Source organism: Bradyrhizobium sp. P5_C11_2 (assembly GCF_054049755.1).
In genome coordinates this window covers 1-22,321 of record NZ_JBFULT010000055.1, presented here as the reverse complement: position 1 = coordinate 22,321, position 22,321 = coordinate 1, and the positions used below count along the sequence as shown (strand labels likewise).

The window sequence follows — 22,321 nt, the reverse complement described above, 5'->3', positions numbered from 1 at the left end:
TGCGAGGTGATGTTCACCGCGTCAGGCGCATCGTCCATCAGGCGGACAAGCGCGACATCGGCGTTGTCGCCGATCGAGATCAGCACGGCGTCATGGACTTGATAGGCCGTGGCGCCGGCCGCGACAAAGCTCTCGATGATGGTGGCACGGACACCCTTCCCGACCGCGACCTGCGAGCGGGTGAACGCCGATGCGGAAGCAGCGGTCGCAACATGGATGATCTGCACGGGCACGGACAGTTGCGCGCCGTCGGCGATCGACAGCACGACGCCATCCGTCGCCATCGCCGCATTCAGCGCGATCACGGCATCGGTGGCCGCCGTCGTCAGGAGACCGGCATCGGTCGCCAGCGTCTCCCGCAACGTCTTGAAGCCCACCTCGGAGCCGAGAGCCTTGACGTCGGAGAGATCGGCCGAAAACACGCCATCGACCAGCACCAGCTTGCGGGCGCCCGCGATCGCGTGCGCCTTCACCGCCTCGGCAGCGCGCTTCAGCGCGGCCGCATCGGGCGCGGCGGCCAGCGGCAGCACCTCGCCGACCAGGGCGCGCAGATCGGTGTATTTCCATTCCTCGATCCGGCGGTGCGGCAGGCCGAGACGCTCATAGGTCTCGAAGGCCTCGCGGCGCACCGCGACCACCGCCGGCGAACCAGGCAGCCGGCCTTCTGCGCTGGTGAAGAGATCGCTCACCGCGCGGCCGCTCCCGGTCTTTGCCACAGCAACGTTCATCGCAAACAATCCTTACGCGTCCTCGAACTGGACATAGCCGGACGCTTCCAGCTCCAGCGCCAGTTCCTTGCCGCCGCTCTTCACGACGCGGCCCTTCGACATCACGTGCACGAAATCAGGCACGATGTAGTTGAGCAGCCGCTGATAATGGGTGATCACGACCATCGCGCGCTTGGGCGAGTGCAGCGCGTTGACGCCGTCGGCCGCAATCCGCAGCGCGTCGATGTCGAGACCCGAATCCATCTCGTCGAGGATGCACAGGCTCGGCTCGAACAGGGCCATCTGCAGCACTTCGTTGCGCTTCTTCTCGCCGCCGGAGAAGCCGACATTGACGCCGCGCTTGAGCATGTCCTGCGGGATGTTGAGCGACTTGGAGACCTCGCGGACCTTCTTGAGGAAGTCCGGCACCATCAGTTCGCTCTCGCCGCGCGCCTTGCGCTGGGCATTTAGTGCGGTGCGGAGGAAATTCATGGTGGTGACGCCGGGAATCTCGACCGGATACTGGAACGCCAGAAACACGCCCTTCGCGGCGCGCTCCTCAGGAGCCATCTCCAGCAGGTCCTCGCCCCTGAACAGGATCTGGCCGTCAGTGACTTCATAACCGGGCTTGCCGGCGATGACGTGCGACAGCGTCGACTTGCCGGAGCCGTTCGGCCCCATGATCGCGTGGATCTCGCCCTCGTTCACGGACAGCGTGAGCCCGTGGAGAATCTCACGCTCCTCGACACGAACCTTCAGGTCTTTCACTTCAAGCAAAGCCATAATCTTGTTCCATCTATCCACTCGTCCCGAGGAGCGCCAAAGGCGCGTCTCGAAGGATGAGGCCAACAATCATTCCGATGTCATCCTTCGAGACGGCCGCCGCCGCGGCCTCCCCGGGATGAAGCCGGAGCTAACCGACCGATCCTTCCAGCGAGATCGAGATCAGCTTCTGCGCTTCCACCGCGAACTCCATCGGGAGCTGCTGGAGCACGTCCTTGACGAAGCCGTTGACGACGAGACCGACGGCCTCCTCCTGGCTGAGGCCGCGCTGGACGCAGTAGAACAGCACATCCTCGGAGATMTTCGAGGTGGTTGCCTCGTGCTCGAACGTCGCCGACGAGTTCTTGGCCTCGATGTAGGGCACGGTGTGCGCGCCGCATTTGTCGCCGATCAACAGGGAATCGCAGGCGGTGAAGTTGCGCGCGCCTGTCGCCTTGCGATGCGCCGTCACGAGCCCACGATAGGTGTTCTGCGACTTGCCGGCGGCAATACCCTTGGAGATGATGCGGCTCGACGTGTTCTTGCCGAGATGGATCATCTTGGTGCCGCTATCGACCTGCTGGTAGCCGTTCGAGATCGCGATCGAATAGAATTCGCCGCTCGAGTTATCGCCGCGCAGGATGCAGCTCGGATACTTCCAGGTGATGGCGGAGCCGGTCTCGACCTGGGTCCAGGAGATCTTGGAGCGGTCGCCGCGGCAGTCGCCACGCTTGGTGACGAAATTGTAGATGCCGCCCTTGCCTTCCGAGTTGCCCGGGTACCAGTTCTGCACCGTCGAATATTTGATCTCGGCGTCATCATGCGCCACGAGCTCGACCACGGCGGCATGCAACTGATTCTCGTCGCGCTGCGGCGCGGTGCAGCCTTCGAGATAGCTGACGTAGGAGCCCTTGTCCGCGATGATCAGCGTGCGCTCGAACTGGCCGGTGTTGCGCTCGTTGATGCGGAAATAGGTSGACAGCTCCATMGGGCAGCGMACGCCMKKCGGCACGWASACGAACGAGCCGTCGGAGAACACCGCCGAGTTCAGCGTCGCGTAGAAATTGTCCGAGGTCGGCACCACGGAGCCGAGATATTTCTGCACCAGCTCGGGATGCTCGCGGATCGCCTCCGAGATCGGCATGAAGATCACGCCGGCCTTCTTCAGCTCCGCCTTGAAGGTGGTCGCAACCGAAACCGAGTCGAACACCGCGTCGACCGCGATCTTGCGCCGGGCCGGGTCTTCCTCGCCCACCTTGGGCTCGACGCCTTCGAGCATCGCGACTTCCCGCAGGGGAATGCCGAGCTTCTCGTAGGTCTTCAGAATCTCGGGATCGATCTCGTCGAGCGAGGAGACCGTCTTCTTCGGCTTCGGTGCCGAATAATAATAGAGGTCCTGGAAGTCGATCTTGGGATAGTCGACGCGGGCCCAGGTCGGCTCAATCATCGTCAGCCAGCGCCGATAGGCCTCGAGCCGCCACTGGAGCATCCAGGCGGGCTCGTTCTTCTTCTCGGAGATGAACTTGACGGTTTCTTCCGACAGCCCCTTGGGGGCCTTGTCGGACTCGATCAGGGTCTCAAACCCATAACGATACTGGTCGACGTCGATGCGCTTCACGCGCTCGACCGTCTCTTGTACGGCTGGCATTCCATCCTCCGCTCGCGGTTTCAAGGACCGCGGTGGATCATCAAACTCGGACGACTATTACGATGTTTCTTGGCGGGACGCACGTGCTTAGAACCGTTCAAGCCGTGTTTCATCGCTTAACCCTTAAGTAGGGTATTACCGAGCTTTCGCCAAGCCTCTAACGTCGTATTGATGTCATCCGGTCCCGTGGACCAGCCCAGACTGAGGCGCACCGCTCCCTGGGCGGTGGCCGGGTCGAACCCCATCGCCGACAGCACGTGAGACGGCTGCACCTTTCCCGAGGAACAGGCCGAGCCTGACGATACTGCGATACCTTCAAGGTCAAAACCGATCACAGCGGTCTCGGCCTTCAGACCAGGTGCTGTGAACAGAACGGTATTTGGCAACCGCTCCACATCATCCGAGAAAACGGTCGCGCCCGCCATGGCGCGGATGCCCTGTTCCAAGCGATCTCTGAGGCTTACCATGCGTTCCATATCCTCAGGCAGAGCCTGAAGCGCCGCCTTCACCGCCGCACCGAAGCCGGCGATGCCGGCGACATTCTCGGTTCCCGCTCGCCGGTTGAGCTCCTGCCCGCCCCCTCTCAGCACCGGTTCCAGCCCCGTAATCCCCTCCGCCACCACCAGCGCGCCAATACCCTTGGGGCCACCGATCTTGTGCGCAGAAAAGGTCGCAAGGTCTGCGCCTATGGCATTGATATTGAATGGAATTTTTCCAATCACCTGGATCGCGTCGACGTGCAGGAGACCCCCGGCTTCGTGAACGATGCCGGCAGCCTCCGCGACCGGCTGGATCGCGCCGGTCTCGTTGTTGGCCGCCATGATCGAGACCAGAGCCGGTGGACCGTCGCTCAGCAGCGTCCTCAGATGGTTGAGATCGACCACRCCGGAGCGCGTAACCTTGACCTGGGCGATGCCATCGGCCGGGAACCGGCCGCCTGACAGCACCGAGGCGTGCTCGATCGCCGAGACCAGGAGCCGCTGCACCGGCCGCCCCGACTGGCCGCGGAGGCCGGGCGACAGCGCCAGCGCATTGGCCTCGGTTCCGGCGGAGGTGAAGACGACGTTCCGCGGCAGCGCCCCCACCGCTGCCGCAAGCGCGACACGGGCGTCCTCGACCAGCCGTCGCGCCTCGCGCCCCTCGGCATGGACCGAGGATGGATTGCCGATCAGGTCGTAGGCAGCCAGCATCGCAGCCCGCGCACCGGCGCGGAGCGGGGTCGTCGCATTCCAGTCGAGATAGACGCGGCCAGGCATGTCGCCCTCTTAGCACCTTTTGCCAGCGCGCCAATCGAGGCCTGGCGCACATCAGGCCGGCTGCTGCTGCGCAATCCGGACCGGGGATCGGGCCTCCTTCCGGAGTCCGAACAGCGGCCGCAGCCAGGCGATCCGCCGCACGACCTCGTAGGTGACCAGACAGGTGAGCGCGGTACCGGCAACCACGATGGCGGCTTCGTTTCCGGCTGACAGTCCGCTGCCCCGCAGCGCGTGCGCGATCATGATGATCGCGGTCTGATGCACGATGTAATAGGGAAAGATCGCGTCGGTCAGGTAGCGGCGCACGGGGCCATCGGCCGTCAAATAGCGCCGCGCATAGCCGAGCACCGCGGCCATGGCGAGCCATTGGTAGCAGCCATAGGCCGAGCTGGCGAACCACCTCAGCATCGGCGACGGTGCAAACAAGCCGGCACGAACGAGGATGAAGGCAGTGAAGCAAGCGGCTGCGATCGCCAGCATCACCCGTCGCTGCCGCTCGATGTCGCGCCAGATGCGCTCCTGGTTTGCGAGCAGGAAGCCGATCAGGAACGCGGTGGCATGGTCCGCGTGATTGTACCAGTCGCCGAACAGCGCATGCGTCGACGGAAAGGTCGGGAACAACAGCAGCCGCCAAACCGCAAACAGCAGGCACGGCAGTATCAGGAGCCACGGTCCGGCCAGCAAGGCGGCCAGCCGCTGGCCAAGCCAGGCTGCGGCCGCCGGCCAAAAGACCAGCACGCCAACCAACGCCATCGTGTAGACCCAGAGATAGACCACGAACCAGAGATGGTTCCAGGTCGGCAGCACGATGCAGGGGTTCGGACAGAACTGCGAACCGAACGCCAGGTAGTGTTGGACGTAGAAGTCGGCGAAACCCTGGGGGTAGCCGAGGGCTTCGACGATCTGGAGGTAGGACTGCGGCGGCACGATCACGAGCATGCCGAAGATCAGCGGGATCAGCAGCCGCACCGACCGCGCGCGGGCGAATTCGGCCAGGCGGTACTTTCCCAGCATGAAGCGGGTGGCGACCCCGGACACCAGGAACAGCAGCGACAGTCGCCAGGGATTGAGGAACAGCATCACCGGCTCAAGCCATATCAGCCGGTGCTGGCTCTTGATGTGAAATCCCCAGGACACGTAGAGCATGCCGACGTGGTAGAAGATCAGCAGCCCGAAGGCTAAAATCCGCACCCAATCCAGATCGATGCGCCGTTCCGAGGTCGAAACTTGCTGCGGTGTTGACATGGTATTCTGCTCCTTGACGGGACGACAAAGGCGGTCTTCGGGCCATGGCTGACACGCAAAATGCCCCCGAAACGGAGCGGGTCGAGACGGTTTGGGATCAGGACCGAACGGGAGGGGATGAGGCGTCGTCGGCCGGGACGAGCGGTTGGCGCCGCGGGATCAGTCGCGGCGACTCGACGATGTTCGGTGCGATCGCGGTCGTTGCGCTCGCCATCGGAATCGTCAATGCGCTATCCGGTGCACAGGACGCCGCCTGGCGCGGCGACAGCTACGATGTCGGCCGGCGGCTGTTCTGGGAGTTGTCGAGCATCATCGTCATCCTGCTGCTGGTGCCGATCCTGGTGCTGGCCGTCCGGCGCATGCGCCGGACACCGGGCCTGGCGGCGCAGATTGGAATCGGTGCGGTTGCCCTGCTCGGCTTCTCGACACTCCACATCATCGGCATGGTATGGCTCCGGAAACTCGTGCTCTGGCTCGCTGGAGGCGCCTACGACTTCCATTTCTCGCTCGCGGTGGTCCTGTACGAGTTCCGCAAGGATACCGCGACGGCTTTGCTGCTGGGCGGAACGCTCTGGCTGATCGAAAGCCGTCGTGAGCTGCGGAAGGCCGCACGCGCGGCTATGTCCATACCGGTCGCTCCGCTGCAGCAACCGTCCCTCGATTTGATCTGGCTCCGGGACGGCACGAGCCGCATTCGTGTCGCACCGCGCGACATCCTGTGGGTCGCCTCTGCCGGCAACTACATCGAATACAGCCTCGCTAACGGCACTCGGCACCTGATCCGGGGCACGCTTGCCGCAACCGAAAGCGAGCTGGCCCGCTTCGCCATCGCGCGCGTTCACCGGACCAGGCTTGCCAATCTCGGCCGGGTGATTGGCGTGGACTTCAAGCCGTCAGGCGATTTCGAGCTTACATTTGACAACGGGCAGACCCTGGGGGGCAGCCGCCGCTACCGGCCGTCGGTCGCCACGCTGGGAGGCCGTTCCGAGCCCGCGTGAATCGCCACCGGGATCGTCCAACGACCGATAAACAATCGTGATTCCAATTGGTTGCCGAAGGCGCATGGGCGCAACGCCAATCGTCGTCCTCACTCTGTTCGACCCCGGCAGCGGCGAGCGCGGTCGCCCAGGACGCGGCTATGACCAGCTAAACTCTTGAGCCCATTGAGAGATGTCGAAGATGCTTGCTTTTTGACCCACGCCTCATGCTAGAACGCGCGCGTCAGTTCACCGCGCGCCGCTCGCGCATCATCCGAGGGCGCCGCTCCACCCTTCCATTCGCGGTTTGCTCGGCAGAGCAGCCGACGCAGTCCGCACAATCGGTGGATTGCTGAGGAGCGCCTTCAAGGGATCAATCAAGAGATCATCCATGCCTGAAGTCATTTTCACCGGCCCTGCTGGCCGTCTCGAAGGCCGCTACCATCCGGCCAAGCAGAAGAACGCGCCGATCGCGATGATCCTGCATCCGCATCCGCAGTTCCACGGCACGATGAATCATCAGATCGTGTACCAGTGCTACTACGCCTTCGCGCATCGCGGCTTCTCCGTGCTGCGCTTCAACTTCCGTGGCGTCGGCCGCAGCCAGGGCTCGTTCGATCACGGCACCGGTGAATTGTCGGATGCCGCCGCAGCCCTCGACTGGGCGCAGACCATCAATCCCGAAGCGCGCGCCTGCTGGGTCGCCGGCTTCTCCTTCGGCGCCTGGATCGGCATGCAGCTTTTGATGCGCCGTCCCGAGGTCGAGGGATTCATCTCGATCGCGCCTCCGGCCAACCTCTATGATTTCTCGTTCCTCGCGCCCTGCCCGTCCTCGGGTCTGATCGTGCACGGCGAGAAGGACGCGGTGGTGCCGCCCAAGGACGTCAACACGCTGGTCGAGAAGCTGAAGACGCAGAAGGGCATCGTGATCGACCAGCAGGTCATCCCCGGCGCCAACCACTTTTTCGACGCCAAGCTCGAGCCGCTGATGGAAACCATCACGGCCTATCTCGACATGCGTCTCGCCAACGTGCGCTGAGGCCCCAATGGGCTCGTTCGTCGCCTTGCTGCGTGCCGTGAATGTCGGCGGCACCGGCAAGCTGGCGATGAGCGAGCTCAAGGCGATGTGCGAGGAGCTCGGCTTTGCCGCTGTCCGCACCTATATCGCCAGCGGCAACGTCGTCTTCACCAGCCGCAAATCGGAAGCTGCGATCAAGTCCGCACTCGAAAAGCGCCTCCAAGCCTACGCCGGTGCGCCGCTTGGCGTGCTCGTGCGCAGCGCAGCCGAAATGGCGCAAGTCGCGGCCGACAATCCCTTTCCGAAGGCGGCGCCCAACCGCACGGTTGCGATCTTCCTCGACAAGGCCCCGCCCGCTGACGCGCTGTCCGGGATTCGCGGCCAGAAGGACGAGGAGCTGCGCCTCGGCCGCCGTGAGATCTACGTGCATTATGGCGACGGCATAGGGACATCGAAGCTCGTCATTCCCGCCGCGAAAACCGGCACCGCGCGCAACATGAACACGATCGCGACGCTGGCGCGGATGGCCGCGGAGCTCTAGGCCAGCTTCAGCGCGGCGATCCCTGTCAGCACCAGCACGATCCCGGCGATCTTCATTGCACTCAGCGTCTCCCCGAACAGCACGACGCCCACGACGAAAGTGCCGGCCGCACCGATGCCGGTCCACACCGAATAGGCGACGCCGACCTCGAGCACCTTCAGCGCCCGCCCGAGCAGGAAGACGAAGGCGGCGAGCAGCACCAGCGAGGCGATGCTCCAGCCGGGCCGCGTATAGCCTTCCGCATATTTCATCGAGATCGCCCAGCCGACGTCGAGGAGGCCTGCGATCACGAGCATCAGCCAGGCCAGGGATGGCGACATCGGCGCGGCTCAGGCGGCGAGCTTGAGCAGATGCGCGTCATGGCGCACCAGGAACGCGCGCAGCAATTGCGGATAGTCGGCGCCGACCGCGGTGCGCACACTCGGACGCCTCGCAAGCTCCGCGCGCCAGGCGCGGACCTTCGGCACATCCTTGAAGATGCCGTGCTCGGTCAGTTCGTCGAACAGATCGAAATAGCGGAAGACGGGTGCGAACACGGCATCGACCAGGCTGAATGCTTCGCCCGCGAAGAACGGGCCTGTGCCGAGCGCGGCTTCGACACGCGCGAATTTCGCCGCAAGCGCCTGACGCTTGCTTTCGAACGTCGCCGGATCCGTCGTCGTCTCCAGCCCCCAGAGATCGCCGAGGACCGCCGAGCCGAACTCCATCCAGGCGCGATGCTCGGCGCGCTTCAACGCATCCGCCGGATGCAGCTTGAGGCCTGCTTGCGTCTCCTCGATGTACTCGCAGATCACGTTGCTCTCGAACAGCGCGACCTCGCCCTTCTCCGTCGTCACGACCAGCACCGGCACCTTGCCGAGCGGCGAAAGTTTCAGGAACCAGTCGGGCTTGTTGGCGAGATCGATGTCGACCCGCTCGAACGGCACCCCCTTCTCCTTGAGCGCGATTACCGCGCGCTGCACGTAGGGACAGAGCTTATGGCTGATCAGTTTCAGTGAAGCGGTCATGGCGATGATCCCGGCGGTTGGATGCAGTTGCATCGAATATAGATGCACTTGCATCGAACCGTCAAGATCAATGCACCTGCATCAACCGACCTTGATCTCAAGGCCTGGACCTCAGGGCCGCGCCATCACCCCGCCGGTCATCGGCATCGGCACGCCCGTGGTGGCCGGATAGGACAGCGGCAGCCCTTTCAGGCCGCGCGCGGCGAGGAAGCCGAAGGCCTGCGCCTCGATGGCGTCGGAGGCCCAGCCCAGCGTCTCGGCGGCCTCGACGGTGGCCGACCCCACCCGCTCCCGCAGCATGCGCAGCATGGTGAGGTTGCGTGCGCCGCCGCCGCAGACGATCCAGCTCCGCGGCCGCCGTGGCAATAGCGGGATGATCCGGGCGATCGCCGCGGCGGTGAAGGCGGTGAGCGTCGCGGCGCCGTCGGCCGGCGGCACATCGCCAAGCCTGAGCGCGGCAAAATCGTTGCGGTCGAGCGATTTCGGCGGCGGCAGTGCGAAGAACGGCAGCTCCAGCGCCCGCGCGATCCACGCCTCGTCCGCCTTGCCGAGCGCGGCGAACTTGCCTTCCGCGTCGAACGCCTGGTTCATGGTCCGGTACATGAAATCGTCGAGCAGCGCGTTGCCCGGCCCGGTGTCGCAGGCGATCAGCGTGTCGTTACCGTCGATATAGGTGATGTTGGAGACGCCGCCGATATTRACCACCACGATCGGCCCTTCGCGCTCCAGCGACTGGGCCAGCGCCCGGTGATAGACCGGCACGAAGGGCGCGCCTTGGCCACCGGCCTCGACGTCGGCGGCGCGGAAATCATGCATCACGGGGATATGGATCGCTCTCGCCAGAGCCGGCGCATCGCCGATCTGGACCGTGAGCCGCCGCTCAGGGCGGTGCAGCACGGTCTGGCCATGGAAGCCGACGATGTCGATGTCTTCCGGCTTCATCCGGTTCTGGGCGACGAAGGCGGCCACCGCCTCGGCATGCGCCAGCGTCACCGCGCGCTCGGCCTCGGCCAAAATCCCGGGCCGGGCATCGCGCTGCGGCAGGTGCACGGCCTCGCTGAGCGCCTGGCGCAGCAGATTGCGCTCGGCCGGGCTATAGGGCCGGTAGCCGGACGGTCCGAACGCCTTCACCTGCTTTCCGTCGGTTTCGATCAGCGCAATGTCCACCCCGTCCAGCGAGGTGCCGCTCATCAAACCGAGTGCCGTCAACATCATGGATCAGCGTCCTCTTAGACCCCACTCTGGCATGCCGATCTTGTGCCAGAGGGACACATCTTATAATGCCTCAGCGCCAAGTGGCGGGCGGCAATCGAGTTCCCACGGAAGACCCTTAAATTGCTCCCAAAACAGTAAACCAAGAATTGTCAGGCACGCCGACAGATGACTGCATTTAAATCGGATTTCCTCAATACCCTGCAGGAACGTGGATTCATCCACCAGTGCTCCGATTTCGAGGGGCTCGACGCACTCGCCGCCAAGGGCGAGGCGACCGCCTATGTCGGCTATGATTGTACCGCCCGCTCGCTGCATATCGGCAACTATCTGACCATGATGATGCTGCACTGGCTCCAGCAGTCCGGCAACAAGCCGATCACGCTGATGGGCGGCGGCACCACCATGGTCGGCGACCCCTCCGGCAAGGACGAGACCCGCGCGATCCGTACCGTCGCCGAGATCGAGGCGAACAAGGCCTCGATCCGCGGCGTGTTCGCCAAGGTGCTGCGCTATGGCGATGGCAAGAGCGACGCCATCATGCTCGACAATGCCGAATGGCTGACCAAGCTCAACTGGATCGAGATGCTGCGCGACGTCGGCCGGCATTTCTCGGTCAACCGCATGCTGACCATGGACTCCGTGCGTCTGCGCCTCGAGCGCGAGCACGAGATGAGCTTCATCGAGTTCAACTACATGGTCTGCCAGGCCTACGACTTCGTCGAGCTCGCCAGGCGCACCGGCTGCAGCTTGCAGATGGGCGGCTCCGACCAGTGGGGCAACATCATCATGGGCGTCGATCTCGGCCGCCGCATGGGCACACATCAACTGTTTGCGCTGACGACACCGCTGCTGACCACGGCGTCGGGCGCCAAGATGGGCAAGACCGCGCAAGGCGCGGTGTGGCTCAATGCCGACCAGTTCTCGCCGTATGATTTCTGGCAGTACTGGCGCAACACCGAGGACGCCGACGTCGGCAAATTCCTGAAGCTGTTCACGACGCTGCCGATGAGCGAGATCAGGAAGCTCGAGGCGCTCGCGGGCTCGGAGATCAACGAGGCCAAGAAGGTGCTCGCCACCGAGGCGACCGCGCTGCTGCACGGCCGCGACGCCGCCAACGAGGCCGCCGAGACCGCGCGCCGGACCTTCGAGGAAGGTGCGCTGGCGGAGAGCCTGCCCACGGTGGAAATTCCGCGCGGCGAGCTGGATGCAGGCCTCGGCGTGCTCAACGCCTTCGTCAGAGCGGGCCTCGTCGCCTCCAACGGCGAGGCGCGGCGCCAGATCAAGGGCGGCGGCCTGCGCGTCAATGACGAGTCCGTCACCGACGAGAAGATGGCGCTCTCGGCGGCCAACCTGACGCCGGAAGGCGTGATCAAGCTGTCGTTCGGCAAGAAGAAGCACATCCTCATCAAGCCTGCATAGGCGTATGAGCTTTTCGCTGCTTGTCAGGGCGCGCCGATGCGCGCTCCCTGATCGGCAATGGATCAGAACACGCCCAAGGAAACGCGCAAGGAAGCGATCAAGGATGGCGCCGCGGCGACACCGCAAGGCGCCGTGCGCATCGCTCTCACGGTGCTCGCTCTCTGCTTCACGCTGGCCGTGCTGGGCCGTGGGCTCGGCGACAGTTTTACGGTTTTCCTGAAGCCGATCTCGGAAAGTTTTGGCTGGGACCGCGCCCAGATCGTCTCGGTCTATTCCCTCACCTGGCTCGCGAGCGGTCTCACCGCCCCCTTCGTCGGACGGCTGTTCGATCATTCCGGACCGCGCATCGTCTATGCGCTCGGGCTGCTGCTGCTCGGCGCGGCATTCCTGATTGCGGCGCACGCACAGCATCTGTGGCAGTTCCAGCTCTCGATCGGCCTATGCGTCGGCATCGGCGTCGCCTTCATCGGCATCGTGCCGAACTCGATCCTGCTCGGTCGCTGGTTCGGGCCGCGCCTGCCGACCGCGATGTCGGTGGTGTATTCGGCGATGGGTGGCGGCGTGCTTGCGCTGCTGCCGGCCTCGCAGCTCCTGATCGATGGCATCGGCTGGCGCGACACCTACCAGCTGTTCGGATTCGCGGCACTGGCCCTGTTGCTTCCGCTGATGCTCCTGCCGTGGCGGCTGTTCGCCTCGGGCTCGCCGCATGTCGTGAAGAAGACCGATCCTCGCTTTGTCGACAACGGCTGGACGCTTCTGGGCGCGTTGCGCCACCACGCCTTTTGGGCGCTGTTCTCGACCTTCTTCTTCACCGCGGTCGGCATGTATGCGATCGCAGCCCAGATCGTGGCCTATCTGATCGACGCCGGCTTTCCGCCGCTCCAGGCCGCCACCGCCTGGGGCTTCTCGGGCGTCGTGCTGGTGTTCGGCATGTTGGGGGTCTCCGCGCTCGACGGGCTGATCGGGCGCCGGCCCTCCGTGCTGCTGAGCTACGCGATCTCGATCCTCGGTATCGTCCTGCTCTGGCTGCTGCAATATTGGCCGAACATCCTTCTGCTCACCGGCTTCGTCGTCTGCTTCGGCAGCATGATGGGCTCGCGCGGCCCGCTGATCAGCGCGACCGCGATGCGGATCTTTCAGGGCAAGCGCGTGGGCACCATCTACGGCACCATCTCGATCGGCAGCGGCCTCGGCTCGGCGTTCGGCTCCTGGAGCGGTGGCCTGATCCACGACGCGACCCACGGCTACAACGCGCTGCTCGCCTTCGCACTTGYGAGCGTGGTGCTCGGGATGATCCCGTTCCTGGTGGTTCCCGCCCTGCGGCGCTAGGTGTCTCAGAGGTAACCTGCATCCTCGCGCGTCACCGGGAAATTACGGACTGACGCGACGCCGGACACACGCAAAAAATGTGATGCCGTGGGGCTAAAATCCCAGCCTGCGGTGTTATGCCCAACATGACGAAAATGTCAGCTCGAATTGGGCGTGGGCGTCTTGCAGGGCGGAACCGAATGCGGTCCAAGTCGCAGCATTGGATGGAGGGCACAAACCAATGAACTTTCCCTATCTCGCTCGCTTTCAGCCGGCTCTGTTGAGCCTGTTTCGCTTCATCACCGGCCTCTTGCTGTTCCAGTATGGCGTCGCCAAGCTGTTCAAGTTTCCGGTGCTTCCCTACTTCGCCGACATCCCGCCGCTGATCTACGCGGCCGGTACGCTCGAGCTGGTGCTCGGGGCGACCCTGATGCTCGGCCTGTTCACGCGGCTCTCGGCATTCATCCTGTCGGGCGAAATGGCCTTCGCCTACTTCATGGGCCACATGCTCAAGACGGGCTCGCCAGTGTTCCTGCCGCTGCTCAATGGCGGCACCGCCGCGATCCTGTTCTGCTTCGCCTGCCTCTATCTCGCGGCAGCCGGCGGCGGCGCGGTCAGCGTCGATGTGCTGATGGGCAAGGACAGCGAAGCAGCGGACGGCGCCTACGCGCGGCGCTGACGCGCCCGCAATTCACCCGCAAGCAACAAGACGGCGCCGGCAGGTTTGCCGGTGCCGTCTCAGCGTGCCCCCAGCAGGTTCCAGATCACGGCCAGCGCTGCTACGAGCAGCACGGACATGATGATGCGATGAACGAATCGGTTCATTGCCGCTCCGGCCAGGCTGGATAGCCACGACACTCCAAAATCATTTTGCTCCACCACATGAACCGGCCCCAACCGGGGCACCGCCTTTTGCCTGCACGCTTGCGCACGCGGCTGCGCATGTTGCGCGCGCGGCAGCACGCCGCATGCGTCCATTCATGATTGGTAAGAACTTCATGCTACCGACGCGAGCAATAACAACCGTTCCGTAGAGGCCGCGATGAAGCTGCTGAGTCATCTGAAGATCCGCACCAAGCTCACCAGCATGGTCTGTCTCGCGGCACTCACGATTACCGCCATCATCGGAGTATCGTCCGTCCTCAGCAAGAGCCGCATGATGGAGGACCGCGTCCAGCAGATGCGGACCGCGGTGGAACTGCTCTACAACCTCGCGCAAGCGCTCCAGGACGAGGTCGCTGCCGGCAAGCTGACGCAGGCCGAAGCCAAGGCCCAGTTCCACCAGCGCGGCCGCCGCATGAGCTTCAACGGCGGCCAGGGCTACCCGGTCGTCTACAATGCCGACATCTCGCTGTTTGTGAACGGTGCCAATCAGCAGCTCGAAGGCAAGATCACCGGCGCCATCGACTCCAATGGCGTCCTGATCGCCGACGCGATCATGAACACCGCCACTCAGAATCCCCAGGGCGGCGTGGCCTCCTACCTCTATCCCCGCCCCGGCCAGACCGAGCCCGTCCGCAAGACCGTTTTCACCCGCAAATTCGCGCCCTGGAACGTGACGCTCAGCTACGGCCTCTATGTTGACGACATCGACGCCGACGTGCGCGCGCTGACGCTGGAGCTGGGCGCGATCGGCATCGGCCTGATGCTGCTGATGGCCACGCTGTCCTGGCTGATCGCCCGCGACGTGCTCGGCGCGCTCGACCGCCAGAAGAACCGCATGCAGGAGATCTCCGAAGGCGCCATCGACCAGCCGGTCGAGGAGACCGGCCGCGGCGACGAGATCGGCCGCATGGCCGAGACGCTCGAAGTGCTGCGGCAGACCGCCTTGACGGCGCGCACGCTGGAGGCCGAGCAGGCCGCCATCAAGACCCGCAGCGAGCAGGAGAAGCGCGACGCCCTGATCGCGCTCGCCGACCGCTTCGACGCCTCGGTCGGCCAGCTCGTCGGCCTGATGGCCTCAGGCTCGGGCGAACTGGAGACCACCGCAAAGTCGATGTCGTCGACCGCCGAAGGCACCAACCAGCGCGCCGCCGTGGTCGGCTCGGCCGCCACCGAGGCCAGCCAGCGCGTCCAGACGGTCGCGGCCGCCGCCGAGGAGCTCTCCTCCTCCATCACCGAGATCAGCCGCCAGGTGGCGCAGTCCGCCGAGGTCACGGGACGCGCGGTCGACAGCGCGCGCCGCACCGACACCATCGTGCGCGCGCTGTCCGACGGCGCCCAGCAGATCGAGCATGTCGCCGAACTGATCTCGAGCATCGCCGCGCAAACCAATTTGCTCGCGCTCAACGCCACCATCGAGGCCGCGCGCGCCGGCGAAGCCGGCCGCGGCTTTGCCGTGGTCGCCTCCGAGGTGAAGTCGCTCGCGAGCCAGACCGCGGAGGCGACCCGCGAGATCGGCGACAAGATCGCGCAGATCCAGGGCGCCACCAAGGAAGCCGTGGACGCCATCGGCGGCATCACCGCCACCATCGAGGAAGTCAGCCGGATCGCGACCTCGATCGGCGCCGCGATCGAGGAGCAAGGTGCCGCCACCGCCGAGATCGCCCGCAGCGTCTCGCAGACGGCGGAGGCGACCAAGGAAGTCACCACCAATATCGGCGTCGTCAGCACCGCGGCCAACGAGACCGGCAACGCCGCCGGCATGGTGCTTGCCGCCGCCTCGAACCTCTCCAAGCAGGCCGAGCAGCTCTCCGGCGAAGTCGGCACCTTCCTCGCCGGCGTCCGCGCGGCGTAAGCTGACGCAGCGCGGGTCCTACCGAGAATGTCGCGCTGGGTTAAGCCCGCAGGGTCGCGCAGCGGGGCCTGAACCTCTCCCGCTTGCGGGAGAGGTTGGCGCGAAGCACCGGGTGAGGGCTCTCTCCTCTTGGGGGTTCTCGATTGCGGAGACACCCTCTCCCCAACCCTCCTCCGCAAGCGAGGGAGGGAGCGTACCTACTTCCTGGCAGCGGCCCGACTTGATCGCACTCGACGAAAACAGCCCCGCCGCTATCGCCGCGCGAGGGTGCAGCCGCTCGACAGCTGCCGCGTCGATCCGGTCGAGCCATCGCCCGACTGCTGCGACGGCAACTCGTCAAACGGCGAGTTCTGCTTGCCGGTGTTGAATTCGAAGATCTTGCGGAACAGGCCGGGCGCCATCGCCGAGATCGGATTGACGCGCATCACCGGCGCGGCGGGCGTGCCGACGACCTCGTAGGTGACGCCGATCAAGCCCTCGTTGTTGCCGCCGCCGAGGAAGATGCCGAACAACGGGATCTGGCCGAAGATGTTGTTGACGCCATACATCGGCACGAAGGTGCCGCTCATGCACACCTGGTTGCCGGGATAGTCGATCGAGCCCTCGATGGTGGCGCCGATCATCGGTCCCTTGACCACGCCATCGCGGATCGTGAGCGCACCGTTCTGCCGGGTGAATTCCGCACGCAAAGCACTGAAGGAAACGCCGCTGCCGGTCCCGTTGGGCGCGCCCGCGGCGACGCGCTCGAGCTGCGCCTCGCCCTTCACCGTGAAGTCGCGGAGGTTGATCAGGCCTTCCCTGGGTGTCGAAGATTCCGGCGCCGGCGGCTCCATCGCCACCACAATCTGCCCGCCGATGGCCTTGGTGTAGGTGTCCGTGAAGCGCAGCAGCGCACCGGCGTCGCTGGTCTGGAGATAAATCACCTCGCGGGCGCCCTGCGCGCGGCCGCCGCGCAGGTCGGCTGCCACCGGCGTGTCGCGACCGATCTTGCCGCTCAGCGTGAAGGCCTTGATGGCGCCACTGCGTTTCGACATCTTGGCGTCGACGCTGCGCATCGCCTCGCCGTTGAAGCCGGCGACCGCGCCGAGCTTCACGTCGATGTCGAAATCGACGTTCTTCAGCTTGCTCTTGCCGTCATCCTTGGAATTGCCTGAGATCGCCGACTTCAGGAAACCGCGGCCGTCGAACACGTCGCCGCGCATGGTGCCGCGCACCACGCCGTCCTGACCGCGCTCCACCTTCAACGACGTCTTGTCGCCGTCGGACGGCGAATAGGTCGGGAAGTTCGCATTCATGAGGTCGCCGTTCGGGTCGACCTCGAGCGAGCCCTTGATCGAGGCGCCGCCGCCCTCAATGACGATGTCCTCGAAACGTGTCGATTGCGCCGTCGGCACCACCTTGAAGCTGGCCTTGCCCGATTTGCCCGGCAGCTTGACCCAGCCGGGAAGAATGTTGTCGAGCTTCACTGATGTCAGGTCCGCCTCGACGCCGAGCTTGGTCGTCTGGTCGGCACCGCTGGCGATCTTGCCCGAGAGCTTGATCGGCAGGGAGCCGCTGACGGCGGGGCTGAGGTCGAAGCCGAGGCGCGCGCGGCTCGCATCGTCCAGCGTCGCCTGCAATCTGACGTCCGCGTCGCCCTCAGCCGGCTTGCGATAGTCGAGCGAGGCCGCCTGCCCGTTGATCTTGACGTCGCCCTTGACCTGATAGCCCTGGTTGTTGGCGACGATCTTGAGATTGTTGGCCTCCAGCTTCTGGTTCATCACCAGCTTGTCGGCGGCGAAGCCGTTGAGATCGGCGGCGACGACGTAAGTGGTGTCGGCCTTGGTCAGCTCGCCCTTGACCGGCAGGCCCAGCTGGATGTTCGCCGAGAACGTTCCCTTGCTGGTGTTGGGATCGACGGTGGTCGCCGACAGATCGCTCAGGCGATCATTGGCCATGATTTCCGCCGCCGCCGGCACCGGTCCCTCGGCGCGGAACTTGGTCCGCGACGGCGACGGTTTTGGCGCCATGTCCGGCACCTCGAAGGTGAAATCGGAGATCGTGATCTTGCGGCCGGCGGGCGTATCGGCAATGCCCTGCCCGATATTCACGGTGGCCGTACGCCCGGTCACGCGTGCCTTCAAATCGGCGTCGTGCACCACCGGCATGCCGTCCACGGGGCGGACCGCGACGCCGCTTGCCACGATGTTGACCGAGAGGCCGTCGTCGGGAATGGGCGGGCCCTTGCGCGGCAGGTTCCTCGTCGGCGAATTGACGCCGATCTCGATGCGCTGGAGCGTGCCGCGCTCGATCCGCTCGATCACCCACTCGCGCAATTCCGGCACGATCAGCGTCGGCCACATCCGCTTCAGGGCGGAGGCCGACATCGGCGTTCCCGCAAAGCCCAGCGTCAGCCGCGGCTCGCCCGAATAGTCGATGGCGCCGGTACCGGCGACGCCGATCTCGCCATTGGAGATATCGGCCTGCGTCAGCAGCAGCCGCTTGTGGTCGGTGTCGAAACGGAAGCCGATCGCAATGCGGTTGAAGACCAGCGGCGGCTCATTGTCGATGCCGCCGAGCAGGATCGAGCCGCCGCTGAAGCCGAGCTGCCAGTCGTTGCTGGCGCCGTTGGGCGGTTCGAGATGGGCAAGCAGCGTGACGCGGTTGGCCCCCGAGAGGATCTTGAAGGGCGCAACCAGCACCCGCCTGTTCGAGTCCCACTCGACGTTGATCTCGGCCGAGTCGATCGCCATYGGATAGTCCGGCGTGTCGGTGTCGATGATGTTGCCGGAGCCGATCGCGATCTTGCCGCGGAAGAAGGTCGGCACGCCATCACGGCCAAGCTCGCCCTTGAGCTCGCCGGTCAAAGGCAGGTCGGCGGTATAGGTGAGGTCCTTCACCCGCAGCGCCAGCAGGATGTTGGAGGTCGAGACCTTGTCGGCGCGGATGTCGACCGAGCGCACACCATTCTCGGCCGGCCCGATCGTGGCGCGCAGCGACCACGGCCGCGCGCCCTCTTCGCCGACGCTGAGCGTGACGCCGCCACGACTCGGCCGGCGCAGGCTGAGACTGATGTTCTCAAACGACCATTTGCTGCCGCGCTGCTGATCGTCGACGATCAGATTGCCGTTCTTCAGACCGATCTCGTTGAGGTTCTGGCCGTCGAGGCCGGTCATACTCAAACTGTCGAGCCAGTCGAGGCCCTGAAGAATTCCGCTCTGTGCGGTCGCCTGAGGCGCGGCCTGGGATGCGTCCGGGCTCGCGGGCGCCGTCGCGAACGGCGGCGGCGGGACACCGTTACGCGGGAATGTCGGCGGCAGGCCCGCGTCCTTCTTTGACGCGACGCCGGTTGCGAGCGGTTTTGCGGTGTCGCCGGCGGACACCGTGACGGTCCCGTCGGGCGCAATCCGGATCGCAAGCTCGGCATCGACGAGATTGAGGCTTTCCGCGCGCAGGTGCCCCATCAGGAGACCAGCCCCCGACAGCTTCACCTCCGCCTTCGGCGCGGTGGCGACGATGGCATGGTCCTGGTCGCGCACGATGATGTCGCGGATGCGCACGGCGATCCGAATCCGCCCGGCGCGCTCGATCTGGGTGCCGCCGACCTCAACGGTATTGCCGTGACCGATATTGTCCTCGATCGCCGCCGCTAGCCATGGCGTCGCGATGTCGAGATTGATGGGACCGGCGCCGAGCCGCCACCACAGCGCGCCGAAGCAGCCGATGAAGATGACGGCGAGAGCACCGACGACGACGACCAGGCGCTTGAGCCAGCGGTCAGCCGCCAGCCACCGCCGCAACGATCCGAAGCCGTCACCGAAGCGATGGATGCCCGAATTGGAACGAGACAGCAGTCGGCGCGCCCGATGGCCCGCCGCCTCTTCCTGATCCGGATCCCAGTCGGCCTCGTCCCATCCCGGCGGCTCTTGTCCGCCGCCGCGCCGATCGAAATCGCGATTGTGATCCTGGGGCGACGTATTCCTTGCCATTGCCTCTCGATACAGGCGCCCGTCGTAGGATTGAGCGCCGCCGGGACCGCAGCCGTCGACGGGGATCGAAGCTCCCCGCCCCGGCGTTGCCGCCATACCTCGAATATTCCTGCTGTTCGTCATTTCGCCCCGGGAGCGCGTTCAACGAGCAGTGGGGTGGTGCGTGGAATTCCTTGTAACCATACTCCGGCGCCGTCAGACTTGCCCAGCCGAGGGCGCGAATCCGGCTTTCCGGACGAGAGCTGCAATACCGCTTTGGTTGACCCRCCGAAAGCGACGAAAGGAAGGCGTATGTCCAAGAAATCCCGAAAGAAATCGTCCAAAACGCCCTCCGGCAGTCCGACGGCTAAAAAGAAGGCCCCAACGACACGGGCATCGACTCAAACAAAGCCAGCGAAAACACAGCGGACACCGGCAAGCAAATCAACCAGGACCATAGCAAAAGCAGCATCGCATGGGGCCGCATCGAAACAGTTAAATTCCTCCAAATCGGCCTCCCCGCCCGCGGCAGCGGCGAAGGCTGCCCTGACCGAGGGCCGCAAGGCCCCCGCCTTCCGCCTGCCCCGCGACGGCGGCAGCGTGGTGACGCTGTCGGATTATCCCGGCCAGAAGATCGTCCTGTTCTTCTATCCCCGCGCCGACACGCCGGGCTGCACCCGGGAGGCCATCGACTTCACGCGATTGGCTGACGCCTTCGCCGCGGCTGGCACGACCGTGCTCGGCATCTCCGCCGATCCGTTAAAGGCGCAGGAGAAGTTCCGCGACAAGCACAGTCTCGGCGTCGCTCTGATCTCGGATGAGCAACATGAGATGCTGGAGGCCTATGGCGCCTGGGGCGAAAAGTCTATGTACGGCAAGACTTTCCTCGGGATTCTTCGCACCACGGTGCTGATCGGCGCCGATGGCAAGGTGGCCAAGGTCTGGCGCAACGTGCGCGTCGATGGCCACGCCGACGAGGTGCTGGCGGCGGCAAGAAGTCTTTAACCAGCCCGTTAAATTCGACTGTTCCCGTTTCCGGAAAATTAACCATGACCAGCCCAGATTGCTGCGGCAATTAGGCCGTACGGACTCATCCGACCGGCGCGGGAGTGCCGATGTCGAAAAGTTCTGCCCAATATTCGCAGTACCCCCAACATCATTCTCACGATCACGGACGGGCCTTCCACCGGCGTGCTGCTGCCGCGGCGGCAGCCGCCGCCGCGATTCCCCTTCCCGCCACCGACGACGCCTACACCATCGTCCACGCCGGCAAGCAGGTCCGCTTCGGGCCCGTGGTGTTCTGGATCGTGGTCGGCACGGTCGTGCTGCTCGGCCTCTGGTCGGCCGCGACCGCCACCTACTTTGCTTTTCGCGACGACGTCCTGACCCGGCTGATCGCCCGCCAGGCCGAGATGCAATACGCCTATGAGGACCGCATCTCCGAGCTGCGCGCCAAGGTTGACCGCACCACCAGCCGGCAGCTGCTCGACCAGGAGCAGTTCGACCAGAAGCTCGACCAGATCATGAAGCGCCAGACGGCGCTGGAGTCCCGGGCCACGGCGCTTGGCGCCATGCCCGACGTGACGGGGTCCATTCCCCGTTCGGCCCCGCAGCGTGGCGATGCCGGCCAGAGCACAACGCAGGGCACGCCAAAGCCGTCGCCGATCAGCGACACCGTGATCTTCGTGGCGCCGCCGGATCGCGAAGCGCGGCTCGAGTCGCGCGCGCCGGCCGTCATGGCCCCACAGGCCAATCAGTTCGCCAAGAACCAGGGTTTTGACAACGTTCTGGTCCGGCTCCAGACCTCGCTCGATCAGGTCGAACGTCGCCAGATGGCGGCGCTCAGCGCCGTCGAGGAAGGCATGGACTCGCGCATGCGCCGGATGCGCGGCGTGGTCAGCGATCTCGGCCTGAACCTCGCCAGCCTCGAATCCGCCGTGCCGCGCACCGCGATGGGCGGACCCTTTGTACCGGTCAAGCTGACGGCCAATGCCGGGCCGTTCGAGAAGCAGCTCAATCGCATCAACGTCACCCGCGCCGAGATGGACCGTCTCAACCGCACGCTGGCGCTGGTGCCCTATCGCAAGCCCGTCATCGGCGAGGTCGAGTTCACCTCCGGCTTCGGCGTACGCAGCGATCCCTTCCTCGGCCGGCCTGCGATGCACACCGGCCTCGACTTCCGCGCCGCCACCGGCGATCCCGTTCGCGTCACCGCAAACGGCAAGGTGGTCTCGGCCGGCTGGTCCGGCGGCTACGGCCGCATGATCGAGGTCGACCACGGCAATGGACTTGCGACCCGCTACGGCCATCTCTCCGAGATCAATGTGAAGGTCGGCGAGATCGTGAAGATCGGCCAGGTGGTCGGGCTGGTCGGATCGACGGGACGTTCCACCGGTCCGCATCTGCACTATGAAACCCGCATCGACGGCGAGGCAGTCGATCCGCAGAAGTTCCTGCGCGCCGGCGTCCGCCTGAGCGCGGGCTAGAACCGGCCTCTACCTTCACCAAGCATGCATGGCGCTTCAGGCACGAGG

General features: G+C 65.1%; 18 protein-coding genes and 1 pseudogene. 9 read left to right on the top strand and 10 right to left on the bottom strand.

Annotated elements, in window-relative coordinates:
* The 5 genes and pseudogenes from ACXJL8_RS08680 to ACXJL8_RS08660 form a co-directional block, all read right to left on the bottom strand.
* A pseudogene (locus ACXJL8_RS08680) lies at positions 1 to 728 on the bottom strand (Fe-S cluster assembly protein SufD); the annotation flags it as partial.
* Between the two features lie 12 nt (positions 729 to 740).
* Positions 741 to 1,490, bottom strand: a complete 750-nt coding sequence (gene sufC / locus ACXJL8_RS08675) for a Fe-S cluster assembly ATPase SufC (RefSeq protein WP_456621154.1) — start codon at positions 1,488 to 1,490, stop codon at positions 741 to 743.
* A gap of 130 nt (positions 1,491 to 1,620) precedes the next feature.
* A complete protein-coding gene (gene sufB / locus ACXJL8_RS08670; protein ID WP_456684857.1) occupies positions 1,621 to 3,117 on the bottom strand; it encodes a Fe-S cluster assembly protein SufB in 1,497 nt (498 codons plus the stop codon).
* A 116-nt stretch (positions 3,118 to 3,233) separates the two neighbouring features.
* The gene (locus tag ACXJL8_RS08665) at positions 3,234 to 4,373 is read right to left on the bottom strand and encodes a cysteine desulfurase family protein (protein WP_456621156.1); all 1,140 of its coding nucleotides are present in this window, start codon (positions 4,371 to 4,373) and stop codon (positions 3,234 to 3,236) included.
* Between the two features lie 51 nt (positions 4,374 to 4,424).
* Positions 4,425 to 5,618 (bottom strand): acyltransferase family protein, encoded by a 1,194-nt coding sequence (locus ACXJL8_RS08660; protein WP_456621157.1) that lies wholly within the window; start codon positions 5,616 to 5,618, stop codon positions 4,425 to 4,427.
* 44 nt (positions 5,619 to 5,662) lie between these two features.
* Here ACXJL8_RS08660 and ACXJL8_RS08655 point away from each other — a divergent pair, with 44 nt between their 5' ends.
* The 3 genes from ACXJL8_RS08655 to ACXJL8_RS08645 all read left to right on the top strand — a co-directional run bounded on the left by ACXJL8_RS08655 (position 5,663) and on the right by ACXJL8_RS08645 (position 8,154).
* Positions 5,663 to 6,616, top strand: coding sequence for a LytTR family DNA-binding domain-containing protein (locus ACXJL8_RS08655; protein ID WP_456621158.1), 954 nt, complete (start codon positions 5,663 to 5,665; stop codon positions 6,614 to 6,616).
* A 370-nt stretch (positions 6,617 to 6,986) separates the two neighbouring features.
* Positions 6,987 to 7,634, top strand: coding sequence for an alpha/beta hydrolase (locus ACXJL8_RS08650; protein WP_014495555.1), 648 nt, complete (start codon positions 6,987 to 6,989; stop codon positions 7,632 to 7,634).
* A 7-nt stretch (positions 7,635 to 7,641) separates the two neighbouring features.
* The gene (locus tag ACXJL8_RS08645; protein ID WP_456621159.1) at positions 7,642 to 8,154 is read left to right on the top strand and encodes a DUF1697 domain-containing protein; all 513 of its coding nucleotides are present in this window, start codon (positions 7,642 to 7,644) and stop codon (positions 8,152 to 8,154) included.
* Here the strand turns inward: ACXJL8_RS08645 and ACXJL8_RS08640 are convergent.
* The 3 genes from ACXJL8_RS08640 to ACXJL8_RS08630 all read right to left on the bottom strand — a co-directional run bounded on the left by ACXJL8_RS08640 (position 8,151) and on the right by ACXJL8_RS08630 (position 10,376).
* Positions 8,151 to 8,474, bottom strand: coding sequence for a DMT family transporter (locus ACXJL8_RS08640; protein WP_456621160.1), 324 nt, complete (start codon positions 8,472 to 8,474; stop codon positions 8,151 to 8,153). The genes ACXJL8_RS08645 and ACXJL8_RS08640 overlap by 4 nt on opposite strands.
* A gap of 9 nt (positions 8,475 to 8,483) precedes the next feature.
* Positions 8,484 to 9,161: a glutathione S-transferase family protein gene (locus ACXJL8_RS08635; RefSeq protein ID WP_456621161.1), complete on the bottom strand. Its 678-nt coding sequence runs from the start codon at positions 9,159 to 9,161 to the stop codon at positions 8,484 to 8,486.
* 111 nt (positions 9,162 to 9,272) lie between these two features.
* Positions 9,273 to 10,376: an anhydro-N-acetylmuramic acid kinase gene (locus ACXJL8_RS08630; protein WP_456621162.1), complete on the bottom strand. Its 1,104-nt coding sequence runs from the start codon at positions 10,374 to 10,376 to the stop codon at positions 9,273 to 9,275.
* Positions 10,377 to 10,541: 165 nt separating this feature from the next.
* Between ACXJL8_RS08630 and tyrS the strand changes: the two genes are divergently transcribed.
* From tyrS to ACXJL8_RS08615, 3 genes are all read left to right on the top strand, one after another.
* Positions 10,542 to 11,795 carry a tyrosine--tRNA ligase gene (gene tyrS / locus ACXJL8_RS08625; RefSeq protein WP_456621163.1) on the top strand — a complete coding sequence of 418 codons (1,254 nt, stop codon included), beginning with the start codon at positions 10,542 to 10,544 and terminating at the stop codon, positions 11,793 to 11,795.
* A gap of 57 nt (positions 11,796 to 11,852) precedes the next feature.
* On the top strand, positions 11,853 to 13,124 hold the full coding sequence (locus ACXJL8_RS08620) for an MFS transporter (RefSeq protein WP_456684856.1): 1,272 nt from the start codon (positions 11,853 to 11,855) through the stop codon (positions 13,122 to 13,124).
* A gap of 220 nt (positions 13,125 to 13,344) precedes the next feature.
* Complete coding sequence (locus tag ACXJL8_RS08615) at positions 13,345 to 13,782, top strand: DoxX family protein (protein ID WP_456621165.1); 438 nt, start codon at positions 13,345 to 13,347, stop codon at positions 13,780 to 13,782.
* A gap of 59 nt (positions 13,783 to 13,841) precedes the next feature.
* On the opposite strand, the gene ACXJL8_RS08610 is transcribed toward ACXJL8_RS08615, so the two are convergent.
* On the bottom strand, positions 13,842 to 14,081 hold the full coding sequence (locus ACXJL8_RS08610; protein WP_456621166.1) for a hypothetical protein: 240 nt from the start codon (positions 14,079 to 14,081) through the stop codon (positions 13,842 to 13,844).
* 64 nt (positions 14,082 to 14,145) lie between these two features.
* Between ACXJL8_RS08610 and ACXJL8_RS08605 the strand changes: the two genes are divergently transcribed.
* A complete protein-coding gene (locus tag ACXJL8_RS08605) occupies positions 14,146 to 15,840 on the top strand; it encodes a methyl-accepting chemotaxis protein (protein WP_456621167.1) in 1,695 nt (564 codons plus the stop codon).
* A 251-nt stretch (positions 15,841 to 16,091) separates the two neighbouring features.
* Here ACXJL8_RS08605 and ACXJL8_RS08600 read toward each other — a convergent pair whose 3' ends face one another.
* Positions 16,092 to 19,904 carry a YhdP family protein gene (locus ACXJL8_RS08600; RefSeq protein ID WP_456621168.1) on the bottom strand — a complete coding sequence of 1,271 codons (3,813 nt, stop codon included), beginning with the start codon at positions 19,902 to 19,904 and terminating at the stop codon, positions 16,092 to 16,094.
* Between the two features lie 195 nt (positions 19,905 to 20,099).
* On the opposite strand from ACXJL8_RS08600, the gene ACXJL8_RS08595 reads away from it, so the two are divergent.
* Together ACXJL8_RS08595 and ACXJL8_RS08590 are read left to right on the top strand one after the other, a co-directional pair.
* On the top strand, positions 20,100 to 20,792 hold the full coding sequence (locus tag ACXJL8_RS08595; RefSeq protein WP_456621169.1) for a peroxiredoxin: 693 nt from the start codon (positions 20,100 to 20,102) through the stop codon (positions 20,790 to 20,792).
* 110 nt (positions 20,793 to 20,902) lie between these two features.
* Positions 20,903 to 22,273, top strand: coding sequence for a peptidoglycan DD-metalloendopeptidase family protein (locus tag ACXJL8_RS08590; RefSeq protein ID WP_456621170.1), 1,371 nt, complete (start codon positions 20,903 to 20,905; stop codon positions 22,271 to 22,273).
* Positions 22,274 to 22,321 lie beyond the last annotated feature (48 nt).

Bases quoted from the DNA above. Each gene is read 5' to 3' on its own strand.
- sufC (WP_456621154.1), bottom strand. From the start codon at position 1,490: ATGGCTTTGCTTGAAGTGAAAGACCTGAAGGTTCGTGTCGAGGAGCGT.
- ACXJL8_RS08660 (WP_456621157.1), bottom strand. From the start codon at position 5,618: ATGTCAACACCGCAGCAAGTTTCGACCTCGGAACGGCGCATCGATCTG.
- ACXJL8_RS08655 (WP_456621158.1), top strand. From the start codon at position 5,663: ATGGCTGACACGCAAAATGCCCCCGAAACGGAGCGGGTCGAGACGGTT.
- ACXJL8_RS08650 (WP_014495555.1), top strand. From the start codon at position 6,987: ATGCCTGAAGTCATTTTCACCGGCCCTGCTGGCCGTCTCGAAGGCCGC.
- ACXJL8_RS08645 (WP_456621159.1), top strand. From the start codon at position 7,642: ATGGGCTCGTTCGTCGCCTTGCTGCGTGCCGTGAATGTCGGCGGCACC.
- ACXJL8_RS08640 (WP_456621160.1), bottom strand. From the start codon at position 8,474: ATGTCGCCATCCCTGGCCTGGCTGATGCTCGTGATCGCAGGCCTCCTC.
- ACXJL8_RS08635 (WP_456621161.1), bottom strand. From the start codon at position 9,161: ATGACCGCTTCACTGAAACTGATCAGCCATAAGCTCTGTCCCTACGTG.
- tyrS (WP_456621163.1), top strand. From the start codon at position 10,542: ATGACTGCATTTAAATCGGATTTCCTCAATACCCTGCAGGAACGTGGA.
- ACXJL8_RS08615 (WP_456621165.1), top strand. From the start codon at position 13,345: ATGAACTTTCCCTATCTCGCTCGCTTTCAGCCGGCTCTGTTGAGCCTG.
- ACXJL8_RS08610 (WP_456621166.1), bottom strand. From the start codon at position 14,081: ATGGACGCATGCGGCGTGCTGCCGCGCGCGCAACATGCGCAGCCGCGT.
- ACXJL8_RS08605 (WP_456621167.1), top strand. From the start codon at position 14,146: ATGAAGCTGCTGAGTCATCTGAAGATCCGCACCAAGCTCACCAGCATG.
- ACXJL8_RS08595 (WP_456621169.1), top strand. From the start codon at position 20,100: ATGTCCAAGAAATCCCGAAAGAAATCGTCCAAAACGCCCTCCGGCAGT.
- ACXJL8_RS08590 (WP_456621170.1), top strand. From the start codon at position 20,903: ATGTCGAAAAGTTCTGCCCAATATTCGCAGTACCCCCAACATCATTCT.